The 12102-nt window shown below is 34.6% G+C and carries 13 protein-coding genes; 8 read left to right on the top strand and 5 right to left on the bottom strand.

The window, feature by feature from the left end; translation table 11 throughout:
* Positions 1 to 11: 11 nt before the first annotated feature.
* Positions 12 to 554 carry a helix-turn-helix domain-containing protein gene (locus CEF14_RS10530; RefSeq protein WP_102692821.1) on the bottom strand — a complete coding sequence of 181 codons (543 nt, stop codon included), beginning with the start codon at positions 552 to 554 and terminating at the stop codon, positions 12 to 14.
* 864 nt (positions 555 to 1418) lie between these two features.
* Complete coding sequence (locus CEF14_RS10525) at positions 1419 to 2090, bottom strand: LytTR family DNA-binding domain-containing protein (protein WP_102692820.1); 672 nt, start codon at positions 2088 to 2090, stop codon at positions 1419 to 1421.
* A 225-nt stretch (positions 2091 to 2315) separates the two neighbouring features.
* On the opposite strand from CEF14_RS10525, the gene aceA reads away from it, so the two are divergent.
* The 7 genes from aceA to CEF14_RS10495 all read left to right on the top strand — a co-directional run bounded on the left by aceA (position 2316) and on the right by CEF14_RS10495 (position 8165).
* Complete coding sequence (aceA, locus tag CEF14_RS10520) at positions 2316 to 3599, top strand: isocitrate lyase (protein ID WP_102692819.1); 1284 nt, start codon at positions 2316 to 2318, stop codon at positions 3597 to 3599.
* A gap of 166 nt (positions 3600 to 3765) precedes the next feature.
* The gene (aceB, locus tag CEF14_RS10515) at positions 3766 to 5364 is read left to right on the top strand and encodes a malate synthase A (RefSeq protein ID WP_407690475.1); all 1599 of its coding nucleotides are present in this window, start codon (positions 3766 to 3768) and stop codon (positions 5362 to 5364) included.
* A 49-nt stretch (positions 5365 to 5413) separates the two neighbouring features.
* Entirely contained in the window at positions 5414 to 5536 is a 123-nt protein-coding gene (locus tag CEF14_RS19155) for a YhfH family protein (RefSeq protein ID WP_211284595.1), read from the top strand.
* Positions 5537 to 5718: 182 nt separating this feature from the next.
* Positions 5719 to 5952 carry a hypothetical protein gene (locus CEF14_RS10510; protein ID WP_102692817.1) on the top strand — a complete coding sequence of 78 codons (234 nt, stop codon included), beginning with the start codon at positions 5719 to 5721 and terminating at the stop codon, positions 5950 to 5952.
* Between the two features lie 283 nt (positions 5953 to 6235).
* Positions 6236 to 6784 (top strand): peroxiredoxin, encoded by a 549-nt coding sequence (locus tag CEF14_RS10505; protein ID WP_102692816.1) that lies wholly within the window; start codon positions 6236 to 6238, stop codon positions 6782 to 6784.
* 112 nt (positions 6785 to 6896) lie between these two features.
* A complete protein-coding gene (locus CEF14_RS10500; protein ID WP_102692815.1) occupies positions 6897 to 7352 on the top strand; it encodes a TlpA disulfide reductase family protein in 456 nt (151 codons plus the stop codon).
* A 153-nt stretch (positions 7353 to 7505) separates the two neighbouring features.
* Entirely contained in the window at positions 7506 to 8165 is a 660-nt protein-coding gene (locus CEF14_RS10495; RefSeq protein ID WP_102692814.1) for a potassium channel family protein, read from the top strand.
* A 128-nt stretch (positions 8166 to 8293) separates the two neighbouring features.
* On the opposite strand, the gene rnjA is transcribed toward CEF14_RS10495, so the two are convergent.
* On the bottom strand, positions 8294 to 9961 hold the full coding sequence (rnjA, locus tag CEF14_RS10490) for a ribonuclease J1 (RefSeq protein WP_102692813.1): 1668 nt from the start codon (positions 9959 to 9961) through the stop codon (positions 8294 to 8296).
* A gap of 3 nt (positions 9962 to 9964) precedes the next feature.
* The gene (locus CEF14_RS10485) at positions 9965 to 10174 is read right to left on the bottom strand and encodes a DNA-dependent RNA polymerase subunit epsilon (protein WP_102692812.1); all 210 of its coding nucleotides are present in this window, start codon (positions 10172 to 10174) and stop codon (positions 9965 to 9967) included.
* A 282-nt stretch (positions 10175 to 10456) separates the two neighbouring features.
* On the opposite strand from CEF14_RS10485, the gene CEF14_RS10480 reads away from it, so the two are divergent.
* Positions 10457 to 11230 carry a Cof-type HAD-IIB family hydrolase gene (locus tag CEF14_RS10480; protein ID WP_102692811.1) on the top strand — a complete coding sequence of 258 codons (774 nt, stop codon included), beginning with the start codon at positions 10457 to 10459 and terminating at the stop codon, positions 11228 to 11230.
* 55 nt (positions 11231 to 11285) lie between these two features.
* Here CEF14_RS10480 and def read toward each other — a convergent pair whose 3' ends face one another.
* A complete protein-coding gene (gene def, locus CEF14_RS10475) occupies positions 11286 to 11840 on the bottom strand; it encodes a peptide deformylase (RefSeq protein WP_102692810.1) in 555 nt (184 codons plus the stop codon).
* Between the last annotated feature and the right edge of the window lie 262 nt (positions 11841 to 12102).

The raw sequence follows: 12102 nt of genomic DNA, 5'->3' as shown, positions 1-12102 counted from the left end.
TGCCTCCTATGCTACAAATATGATTCAGTTGCGACAAGTAAAATCTCTGTTTTACCTGGATAATCATTAAATAATTGATGATGATCCGAAGCTTCGAAGTAGATTGTATTTCCTTTTGCTGCAACGTAGTTTTGTTTACCTAATATAAGCCTTACACGACCTTCTAAGACATAAATAAAGGTTTCGGAAAGAGATGGCTCGAATTGTTTGAACTCGCCATGTTCTTCAAAAGTAATCAGGACAGGTTCGATTTCTTTTTCATTTGAAGTCGGAATTAGCCATTCGATACTATATTTTTTATCCTCATCTGTATAAATGTTATGGTCTTCTTTGGTGTATACTACTTTTTGTTCTTCCACATCATCATCGAAGAATTCCTTGGGGGTTGAACCTAGAACTTCTAATAATGCAAAGAGTGTTTCGATTGAGGGAGAGTTTAAATCTCTTTCTAGTTGAGAGATGTAACCCTTACTCAAATCTGTTCTTTCTCCTAATTCTTCTTGTGTAAGCCCTTTTTTTAGACGAAGTCGTTTAATTTTTTTACCGATTTGCATCTAATGTACTCCTCAATTGTTTTCTATTCATAAACTTACAGTTCATTCGTTTACTTTTGCTTAACTTGAAGTAACAAAAGTTTACTTTCACAAAACAAAAAGTTTATTAAAACGCTATCTATTATACAAAATTGTGTGTATTTTTCAACCATTTTCGTAAAAATAAATTAGATTGCGTTTATAGTATAGTTAAACAAAATCTATTATAAAAAAAGGTTGTAAAGATGCGGAATTTAGTATTTTTTTAACAATAGAAAAAGAATAGATAGCAGCAGATAATGTTCTGCTGCTATCTATTCTTTATTACTGTATTCTTAGTTATCGGGGAATAAGACAAGTACTAATATAAGAGTAAGGGGGAGGCGAAGAAGATGGATATGTGAAAATACAACCCAAAAACCCTGATTGTTTCAACTAACAATTAGTGTAGTTAAAGAAAACACCCTATGATGAAATTTAAGGTTATTAAAATGTTTAAGGTTATAAATTTATGTGTTACATGTGCATCAATTTCGTAATGTAAAATCCAAATAAAATATACGAACATTTAATATATGCAATTTTGTTTCCTTGTGAAGAGAAAGACGGCGAGTTCTCAAAAATGCATTTGCATTTTCTTCGTACGATGTTATTTCAGTGAGGTTTCTGCTTAGCACTACGAGAAAAGTTTGAGCTGAAAGCCCTGCAGGTTGTTAATGTTACGAATGGAAAGCGCCGTCTGTAACAATTAGAAAACTAAATATTCTGAATTTTTAAAGCTGAACTGTTCGTATATAAGAATCTAAAATAGATTGATGAAATAGATTCATATGTTTGTGGATTAAATCCTTAATACAAAATTGGATTATTTTTTAGGATCAATAGTTAAAACTCAAGAATTCGTTTCACTTCATTTAAATAGGAATTACTTACAGGTAGTTCAGTGCCATCTTTCATAATGATGATTAAATTTGAGGAGAAGTCACGTGTGATACGACTGATGGCATGGATGTTAATAATGTAGGAACGATGAATTCTTAAAAAATAGTCTGGTAATCTTCTTGAGAGCTCTTTTAATGTCAAATTTATTTTGTATTGTTCACCGTCAGCATAAAACCAATTTTTCTTATTAAGACTTTCAAAATAGAAAATTTTATCAATTGCAATTGGTACCCATTGGTCTTGCTGTTTACCCGTGATAAAACGAAAAGGTTCTCTTTTCACTTCGGGATGATTTGGGGACAATATAACAATTAATGCAGCTGGCTCACCTAAAAAGTCGATAGGGTAACCAATACCGTAATATGGAATACCTAAAAGCTCCTGATCTATAACAGTTTCAATTTTCTTTCTCTCCTTAATTACACGATCAGCAATACTTCCTTTTTGTATCTTCTTTCCATTTTCCAAAGAGATATCGTATACACCTGCTACATAATAGATGTAATTTCCCCCTACCGCTAAAGCGATTGAGGCACCTTTGGGTATCCAATCTACTAATAAATTACTATACTGTTCTGCTAATTCTTTCGCTAAAATTTCTGTACTTTGTATCATGTCATGCTCCTCCTATACCAATCCTGAATTTTTCACTTCATCCTAGAAATTCATTCATTTATCGTAAAAAAAAGGTATTTCATCCAAAAACAATTACAAAATACAATCTCTGTTGTATATTAGTTTATAACAACGGTAGCTGTTATGCAACAAAATGTAGGGGTGTTTTTTTAATAGAAAGCTAGCGTTCAACAACAAAAGTCAAAGTGGAAGGTGTGTTTGTATATGATAACAAGACAACAACAAATTGAGCAACTTGAAAAAAGCTGGGCAACAGAAGAACGTTGGAAAGGGATTGAACGTCCATATACTGCTGAAGAGGTAGTGAAACTTCGTGGTTCCGTACAAATTCAACATACTTTAGCGGAAAAAGGTGCTACGCGTTTATGGAAATCTTTGCATGAAGAAGATTTCATCAATGCATTAGGTGCTTTAACAGGAAATCAAGCTGTACAACAAGTAAAAGCTGGTTTAAAAGCAATTTACTTAAGTGGATGGCAAGTAGCAGCAGATGCAAACCTTGCTGGACAAATGTATCCTGATCAATCTTTATATCCTGCAAATTCAGTGCCTCAAGTTGTAAAACGTATTAATCAGGCACTACAACGTGCAGATCAAATTGATCATGCTGAAGGTCGCTTAGACAATTTTGATTGGTTTGCTCCAATCGTAGCAGATGCAGAAGCAGGTTTTGGTGGACCTTTAAATGTATTTGAATTGGTAAAGGGTATGATTGAAGCAGGTGCAGCTGGTGTGCACTTAGAGGACCAATTAGCATCTGAGAAAAAATGTGGTCACTTAGGCGGTAAAGTATTACTACCGACACAAAACGCTATCCGAAATTTAATCGCTGGCCGTCTTGCAGCTGACGTTTCTGGCGTACCAACTATTTTAATTGCTCGTACAGATGCTGATGCAGCTGATATGGTAACAAGTGATATTGATCCACGTGATGCAGAATTTATCACTGGTGAGCGTACACCAGAAGGATTCTTCCGTACAAGAGCTGGAATCGATCAAGCAATTGCTCGTGGTTTAGCTTATGCACCATATGCTGATTTAGTTTGGTGTGAAACATCTAAACCTGATTTAGAAGAAGCAAAGAAATTTGCAGATGCGATTCATGCTAAGTTCCCTGGTAAGCTATTAGCTTATAATTGCTCACCATCATTCAACTGGAAAGCAAATTTAGATGATGAAACAATTGCAAAATACCAAGTAGAGCTTGGTAAGATGGGTTACAAATTCCAATTCGTAACATTGGCTGGTTTCCATGCACTTAATCACAGCATGTTCAAATTGGCTCACGATTATAAAGACAACGGTATGGCTGCTTACTCTAAATTACAACAAGAAGAATTTGCAAGTGAAGAGAATGGCTACACAGCAACAAAACATCAACGTGAAGTAGGTACTGGTTACTTTGATGAAGTATCACAAGTTATTTCAGGTGGAACTTCTTCAACAACAGCGATGAAGGGTTCTACAGAAACTGCTCAATTTATCTAATGCATTAAGTTAGAAAGGTCGGCTGTTTGTAACTATATCTTATTCAAACCTATTAATTTTTTAAATCGCTTACACAAAAATTAAATTTGATTGATAAAAGAATTAGTATCAAACAGCCTTCTTGATTCTTTAGCATAGTTGATTTGAAAGGATGATCGATTTGGGAATTCAGCATACAGTAACGCCTACTATTGAAATAATAGGTTCACAAAATGCATCAACTGAGCAAATTTTAACGCCAGACGCATTAAAATTTATCGCATCATTACAGCAGCAATTTAACGATCGAAGAAAAGCTTTATTAGAAAAAAGAGAGGTACGTCAAAAACAATTAGATGAAGGTGCATCTCTTAATTTTTTAGAGGAAACGAAGTCAATACGAGAAGGGGATTGGACAATTGCTCCATTACCTCAAGATTTGCAAGACCGTCGTGTTGAAATTACAGGACCTGTAACACGCAAAATGGTTATTAATGCATTAAATTCTGGGGCAAAAATGTTTATGGCATGTTTCGAAGATGCAACTTCTCCAACTTGGGAGAATATGATTGAAGGTCAAATCAATATGTATGATGCAGTTCGTAAAACCATATCCTTCACGCAATCTTCTAATGGCAAAGTTTATAGTTTAAATAATGAAACAGCTACATTATTAGTTCGCCCACGTGGATTACACTTAGTTGAAAGAAATGTAGAAGTAAATGGTGAGCCTATGTCTGGAAGCCTTTTTGACTTCGGTTTATTTTTCTTCCATAATGCAAAAGAATTAATGGCAAGAGGTTCAGGCCCATATTTTTACTTACCAAAATTAGAAAGTCATTTGGAAGCAAGGCTATGGAATGATGTCTTTGTCTACGCACAAAATTATTTGGAAATTCCACAAGGAACCATTAAAGCAACTGTACTAATAGAAACAATTACGGCTGCATTTGAAATGGATGAAATCTTGTATGAATTAAAAGAACATTCAGCTGGTTTAAATTGTGGCCGTTGGGATTATATTTTCAGCTATATTAAACGTTTACGCAATCATTCAGAAGTTATTTTACCGGATCGTGGCCAAGTAACTATGACATCTCCATTTATGAGAGCGTACACACAATTGTGTATTCAAACTTGTCATAAGCGGAATGCACCTGCGATAGGGGGTATGGCTGCACAAATCCCGATTAAGGATAATCCAGAGGCCAACGAAATTGCTTTTGAAAAGGTTCGTGAGGATAAACGACGAGAAGCAACTGACGGACATGATGGAACATGGGTAGCACATCCAGGTTTAGTACCTGTTGCAATGGAACAATTTGATGAGCATATGAAAAAGCCAAATCAGATTGACCGTAAACGTGAAGATGTGCATGTTACAGCAGAAGATTTACTAGAAGTTCCACAAGGTACAATTACAGAAGACGGTTTACGTCTTAACTGTAGTGTGGGAGTTCAATACATTGCTTCTTGGTTAAGAGGAAATGGTGCTGCTCCAATCAATAATATGATGGAAGATGCTGCGACAGCAGAAATTTCACGTACACAAGTATGGCAATGGATTCGACATCCTGAAGGAAAATTAGATGACGGACAAAAGATTGATATAGCTTTATTCAAAGATGTGCTAAAACAGGAACTACAAAAAATTGAAGAGCAAGTAGGAAAAGAGAATTTCGCAATTGGTCGTTTTGAAGAAGCTGCTGAAATCTTTACCGATTTAACATTACAAGATGAATTTGAAGAATTCTTAACAATACCAAGCTACCAACATATATCGTAATGCGAAGCTTTGGTAGCCAAACATTAACTTATAATTAGGAGGAGATCATATGCAAAACGAACAAAACGAAAGATATCCAAAACTTTGTACAGAATGCGGGTGTGAAATTGTGGAGCAAGTCGAATCTGCGTTATTTGAATGTGAACGCTGCCTTGGCTCTAAAGAAGAATAATCAGTTTAGTTTAATAAAACATACACAAAACCCTAAAACAATGAATTACATCTTCCTTTAAAGAAGTGATTCATTGTTTTTGTTATTCTTAAATTAAATATTGTTATTAAATAGATGATAGGTACATAATAAAATAGAAAAGAACAATTTGAACATATTTTCTGAAGGGAAATTGATTTCTGATGGGAAAACAGCCTAAACAAAAATATTTGGGGATATTTTTAGCCACTAATCAAAAGCTCATTAGGATAGATGAATTACAAGATTATTGCTATAAATGTTTTTCATTATTACGTTATAATGAACAATTTGATACAAATTTTTGTGCTAGATGTAATGAATGGAGAGATATAGAAAGAAGTAATATGAAGAAAAAGAATCATCATGAACGTCCTCAAAAGCCGTGTGATGAGTAAATAGATTTAATTTTTTAAAATATCCAATAGGACACTAATCAAGGTAAAGTAGGAGAAAGTAAGAGGACAAAATACCTCTAGTTAAAGTTTCACTGTGTATAGAAAAGGATAAAGTTTTGAAATATTCCATAATTTAATAAATTGTCACAATATAACTAAAGAACGAGCAATTTGTAAGTTGAATTCTTTGCTTTAAATAGATGTATTTGTTATCGTAATAAATGGATTGTAGTGTATGAAGCTACATACATTTATTCATTATTTATTATTGGAGGGATTTATCATGGCAGAACGTATGGTAGCAAAACAAGCTCCACGCTTTGAAATGGATGCAGTAATGCCAAACAAAGAGTTTGGTAAAGTTAGTCTTGAAGAAAATATGAAAAATGACAAATGGACAGTTCTATTCTTCTATCCAATGGACTTTACATTTGTTTGTCCAACTGAAATTACTGCAATGTCAGATCGTTTCGATGAATTTGAAGATCTTGATGCAGAAATAATCGGTGTATCAACTGATACAATCCACACTCACTTAGCATGGATCAACAAAGACCGCACTGACAACGGTATTGGTCAATTAAAATACGCATTAGCAGCTGACCATAATCAAAAAGTTGCTAAAGAATATGGCGTTCTTATTGAAGAAGAAGGCGTAGCACTACGTGGTCTATTCATCATCAATCCTGAAGGCGAATTACAATACCAAGTTGTTCACCACAACAACATTGGCCGTGATGTAGATGAAGTTTTACGTGTACTTCAAGCTTTACAAACTGGTGGCCTTTGCCCAGCAAACTGGCACCCAGGCGATGCACTACTAGAAGGTTAATCCTTATTGTATTGGAAAAAAGGGCCTAACATATAGTTAGGTCCTTTTTTGAAAAGGTGCATATAGTAACAACGTACACTATTTAAAATTAAAATATTTGAGGTGAGAATTGATGAAATTACGTTCAGAAATGCCTGAATTAGAAGGCGAAACAGCTTGGCTAAACGGTGAAGTTTCAAAATCAGATTTAGTTGGTGAAAAACCAACATTAATCCATTTTTGGTCAATTAGTTGTCATTTATGTAAAGAAGCAATGCCAGAAGTAAATAATTTCCGCGATAAATATAAAGACGAATTAAATGTTGTTGCAGTTCATATGCCACGTTCTGAAAAAGACTTAGATCTTAATGATATTAAAGAAGTTGCAGCAGAGCACGGTATTACACAACCTATTTTCGTTGATAGTAAGATGAAACTTACAGATGCATTTGAAAACCAATATGTACCTGCTTATTATGTATTTGATAAAGACGGTAAGCTTCGTCATTTCCAAGCAGGCGGTAGCGGTATGAAAATGCTTGAAAAACGTGTGAATCGTGTACTTGATGAAGTACGTAACGCACAATAACTTTCGATCTTATTTAAAAGATTGCTCTTAATTGGGGGCAATCTTTTTTTATGTCTATAAACGGCGAAAATAGTAATTGTCTGCTAAAATAGAAGAAGGTATAGCTTTTAAGTACAGCTTTGTGACCTGCTTATTGAATCGGAGGTTTTTAGCATGAAAAAGGAATTTGTTGTCATCGGATTAGGTAGATTTGGAGGCAGTATTGTAAACGAACTTGTGGACCAAGGTGCAGAAGTAATGGCTATTGATAAGCACCCTGAACGTGTCGATGAATTTGCAGCAATTGCCACCCAAGCTGTTGTAGCTGATACAACAGATGAATCTGTATTAAAGTCATTAGGAATTCGAAATTTTGAACATGTTATCGTGGCTATAGGAGATGACATTCAATCTAGTATATTAACGACGTTGATGTTAAAAGAAATAGGTGTACAGAAAATAACAGTGAAAGCTCAAAATGATTATCATGAAAAAGTTCTCCGTAAAATAGGTGCTGATCATGTTGTTCATCCGGAACGGGATATGGGAATCCGTATCGCTAATAATATGATGTCTAATAATGTGCTCGATTATTTGGAACTTTCGGAGCAACATTCTATTATGGAAATTAAGGCAAATGACCTTCTAGAAGGACACACTATTATTGGATTAGATATTCGTGCTCGATACGGCATCAACATTGTAGCAATTAAACGAGAATCAGATATTATTGTTTCGCCACAGGCGGATGAAGTAATTCATGAGGGGGATATTTTAATCGTTATAGGAGCAGATGCTGATATAAGTCGTTTTGAGAAGAAGATGCTGAATTAGGAAGATAGGAAAATCTAAACCCCCAACTTTCAAAGTTGGGGGTTTTCGTTCTGTCTATTATTATAGACACAAAATTGCGATGTTTCTTGCTTTTTGCCCATATAATAACATTCTTAATTATCCATCTATCAAACTTCCATGATGATTGGCAAAATCATTGGACGGCGTTTTGTTTTTTCGAATAAGTATGGTCCTAAGACATCAGTAATTTCATTTTTCAATTCAGACCATTGAGGTGTTTTTTCTTGTAAGGTTTGTTGTAAATGTTTGTTTAACGTTTGTTGAGCTTCATTAATCATCATACCTGATTCTCGCATATAAACGAATCCACGGGAGATAATATCTGGGCCAGCAACAATTTTTTGTTGTTCCATATCGACACTTACGACAACGATGACAAGACCCTCCTCAGATAATATACGGCGATCACGTAACACAATATTACCGATATCGCCTATACCATTACCATCAATATATACAGAACCAGATGGTATACGTCCTGCTACATGTGCTTCATCAGAACTTAGGGCCAAAACATCACCATTTTCCATGATGAAAATGTTATCAGATTCAACATCACAATCTTCTGCTAAATCGCCGTGCATACGCAACATGCGATATTCACCATGAATCGGCATAAAGAATTTTGGTTTAATTAAACGTAACATTAGCTTTTGTTCTTGTTGTGATCCATGACCTGAAGTATGAATGTTATTTAATGAACCATGAATAACTTCAGCTCCAGCACGATATAACAAGTTAATCGTTTTATTTACACTTATTGTATTACCTGGGATTGGTGAAGAAGAGAATACGACAGTATCACCAGGTTGTATCTGAATTTGTCGGTGTGTACCGTTGGCAATACGAGAAAGTGCTGCCATTGGTTCACCCTGACTACCAGTACATAGAATCATCACTTCATTTGCTGGTAAACGATTTAAAGTTTGTGCATCTACAAATGTTTCTTTAGGTGCTGTAATATACCCCAATTCTCGACCGATTGTAATTGCATTATCCATACTCCGACCAAATACAGCTACTTTACGACCATGTTTTGCAGCAGCATCAGTAACTTGTTTTAATCTGTAAATATTAGAAGCAAAAGTTGCGAAAATGATACGAGATTCTACATTACGAAGAATTTCATCGATACTTTCTCCAACTTTACGTTCGGACATTGTAAATTCGGGACGTTCAGCATTTGTACTATCAGACAATAAGCAGAGAACGCCATCACGACCAATTTCAGCCATTTTCGTTAAGTTAGCTGGTTCTCCTACTGGAGTGAAATCGAATTTAAAGTCACCAGTGTGTACAATATTGCCAGGAGGTGTTTTTACAACAATGCCGTATGCATCCGGTATACTATGAGTTGTTCTAAAGAAGCTAACAGATGTTTTACGGAATTTAATCACATCGTCTTCGTTGATTTCAATAAGTTTTGTTTGACGAAGTAAGCCATGCTCGTCCAGTTTGTTTCGTAACAATCCAAGAGCTAATTTACCACCATAAACAGGTATGTTTAGTTGGCGAAGTAAATATGGAATACCTCCTATATGGTCTTCGTGACCATGAGTTACAAATAGACCTTTAATCTTATCTACATTTCTTACAAGATAAGTGTAATCAGGGATTACATAATCGATTCCGAGAAGATCATCTTCAGGAAATTTAATACCAGCATCAATTAAGATAATTTCATCTTGGAATTGAACTGCATACGTATTTTTACCGATTTCGCCCAGTCCGCCGAGTGCGAAAACCGCAGTTTGGTCATTTTTGACAAACTTCATTAATTAGAGATTCTCCAATTTATAATGTTCGCTTGCTTGTTCGTATTCTAAGTAGTTTCCTTCAAGCAATTGAATATATTCGATGTTGTAACCACGATCTTGAAGTTTTTCACGGACTTCACGTACGTCTTCTGCTTCAAGGTATAAGCTTTTAGTATTTTCGCGAACTGGTACTTCAAGCGCATTTTCTTGGTAATAAACTTTGTAAATCATTTTTTTTGCTCTCCTTTAATACGTTCAAAATAATTGCATTTCCTTTATATTATCATGTAGGTAAATTAAAATAAAGAAAAGCCCTCCAAAATATGAAGGGCAAAGTAAACTTTAAGCGATTGATTTTTTCTCGAGTATGCCACGAAGCCTTTTTAAAAGCTGTTTTTTAAGACGTTTGAACATGGCTGATCACTCCTTACTCTCATTATACTAGAGTATCCAATTAATGTAAAGAATATTTACTTAACAGTAAAAATAAGAAAGAAGGTTGTTGTAAAAAGTATGAAAAAGAAAATATTGTTTTTTGATATAGACGGAACACTGTATAATTCAGAAAAAAAACTTCCAAAGTCTGCTTATGATGCTATTCAGCAAGCAAAGGGAAATGGTCATGAGGTGGCCATCGCAACTGGTCGTTCTCCTTTCTTTTTAAAGCCAGTCTTAGATGAACTTGGATTAAACTCTTTTGTTAGCTTTAACGGACAATATGTCGTTTATCAAGGTCAAGTCATTTCAAAACGCCCTATTCCAATGAATACAATTGAAAGATTAGTAGCCCAAGCTACTAATGAAGATAATCCGATTGTTTATTTAGATAGTATAAAAATGACTTCGGCAACCAAAAACCATCCCAAAGTTCGTATAAGTATGGATTCATTATTTTATCCAATGCCGGAAGTAAATGAAGAGTATTATAAGAACTCAGACACTTATCAGATATTGTTATATGTAGACGAAAAAGATGAGAAAAGGTACAGTGCTTTATATCCAGAATTAAAATTTATTCGTTGGCATGAATTTTCTGTAGATGTTATTAATCATGATGTCTCAAAAGCGTATGGGATCAAACAGTTTTTAAATCATACAGATTTTGATATAGAAGATGCCATTGCTTTTGGTGACGGTCTAAATGATATTGAAATGCTAAAAGCAGTAGGGACTAGTGTGGCTATGGGAAATGGCCATAAAAAAGCTAAAGAGGTAGCGACTTTTGTGACAGATCATGTAGATCATAACGGTCTATCAAAAGCTATGAAAAAATTAGGGCTATGCTAGAAATAGAAAAAGCTGTTCGATCTATTAGTTGTTTAATAGATCGAACAGCTTTTTATTAATCTTCTAATGGACTAGCGTTTGGAATTTCTGCGAATGGGTTTTCCTTATTAATATGATCGTAGAACATTATGCCATTTAAATGGTCTAATTCGTGTTGAAATGCAATAGCAGGTAAACCTTTTAATCGCATTTTCTTTTCTTCACCATCAGCTGTGAAGAATTTGACTGTAATGCGAGCATGACGTGGTACATAGCCAGGTACATCACGGTCAACAGATAAGCAACCTTCTCCTACAGATACATAAGATCCTTCAACGGAATGGCTAACAATTTTTGGATTAACAACGACCATGCTAATTTGTTTTCCGTTGGCATCTGGTAAATGCAAGGCAAACATTCTTTTCGAAACATTCACCTGTGGTGCTGCAATACCGATACCTGAACGTAATCCGTGTTTATCCGCGATTTCAGGATCTTGACTATTGATCAAAAATTGAAGTAAATCTTCAGCCAGTTTTTTTTCTTCTATTGTTAGAGGGAAAGTCATCTCTTTCGCTACTGCGCGTAAAGTTGGATGTCCATCCCGTATAATATCATGCATTAAAATCATCGTACTCTTCCTTTCAAAAAAAGTTCCTAATTCATTATAACGTAGAAAACTGTTCATTCAACGAAAAGAAATTATTAAGTAGAAATGTGTGTTTCAGAAACGAAAGAAAAGGCAATAATTAAATTGAGAAAATCTGTGCTAGTAAAGACTAAAAAAATAGCACTGTTTTATAATACAGTTTACTTGAATTTTGTAATACAGAATATGAATAATGTATGTATCATTATAAAGTGATTATTACAAATACTAGAATTGACCAATA

Origin of the sequence: Rummeliibacillus pycnus (assembly GCF_002884495.1) — a bacterium.
Classification (GTDB): Bacteria; Bacillota; Bacilli; order Bacillales_A; family Planococcaceae; genus Rummeliibacillus; species Rummeliibacillus pycnus.
The sequence above is the reverse complement of the archived record's forward strand: the minus strand, read 5'-3'. Positions and strand labels throughout refer to the sequence as shown.

What these genes read in the sequence shown, in the direction of transcription:
- def (WP_102692810.1), bottom strand. Translation starts at nt 11,840, where the DNA reads ATGATTTTAATGCATGATATTATACGGGATGGACATCCAACTTTACGC.
- CEF14_RS10525 (WP_102692820.1), bottom strand. Translation starts at nt 2,090, where the DNA reads ATGATACAAAGTACAGAAATTTTAGCGAAAGAATTAGCAGAACAGTAT.
- CEF14_RS10495 (WP_102692814.1), top strand. Translation starts at nt 7,506, where the DNA reads ATGAAAAAGGAATTTGTTGTCATCGGATTAGGTAGATTTGGAGGCAGT.
- CEF14_RS10500 (WP_102692815.1), top strand. Translation starts at nt 6,897, where the DNA reads ATGAAATTACGTTCAGAAATGCCTGAATTAGAAGGCGAAACAGCTTGG.
- CEF14_RS10530 (WP_102692821.1), bottom strand. Translation starts at nt 554, where the DNA reads ATGCAAATCGGTAAAAAAATTAAACGACTTCGTCTAAAAAAAGGGCTT.
- rnjA (WP_102692813.1), bottom strand. Translation starts at nt 9,961, where the DNA reads ATGAAGTTTGTCAAAAATGACCAAACTGCGGTTTTCGCACTCGGCGGA.
- CEF14_RS10485 (WP_102692812.1), bottom strand. Translation starts at nt 10,174, where the DNA reads ATGATTTACAAAGTTTATTACCAAGAAAATGCGCTTGAAGTACCAGTT.
- CEF14_RS19155 (WP_211284595.1), top strand. Translation starts at nt 5,414, where the DNA reads ATGCAAAACGAACAAAACGAAAGATATCCAAAACTTTGTACAGAATGC.
- CEF14_RS10510 (WP_102692817.1), top strand. Translation starts at nt 5,719, where the DNA reads ATGGGAAAACAGCCTAAACAAAAATATTTGGGGATATTTTTAGCCACT.
- CEF14_RS10480 (WP_102692811.1), top strand. Translation starts at nt 10,457, where the DNA reads ATGAAAAAGAAAATATTGTTTTTTGATATAGACGGAACACTGTATAAT.
- CEF14_RS10505 (WP_102692816.1), top strand. Translation starts at nt 6,236, where the DNA reads ATGGCAGAACGTATGGTAGCAAAACAAGCTCCACGCTTTGAAATGGAT.
- aceA (WP_102692819.1), top strand. Translation starts at nt 2,316, where the DNA reads ATGATAACAAGACAACAACAAATTGAGCAACTTGAAAAAAGCTGGGCA.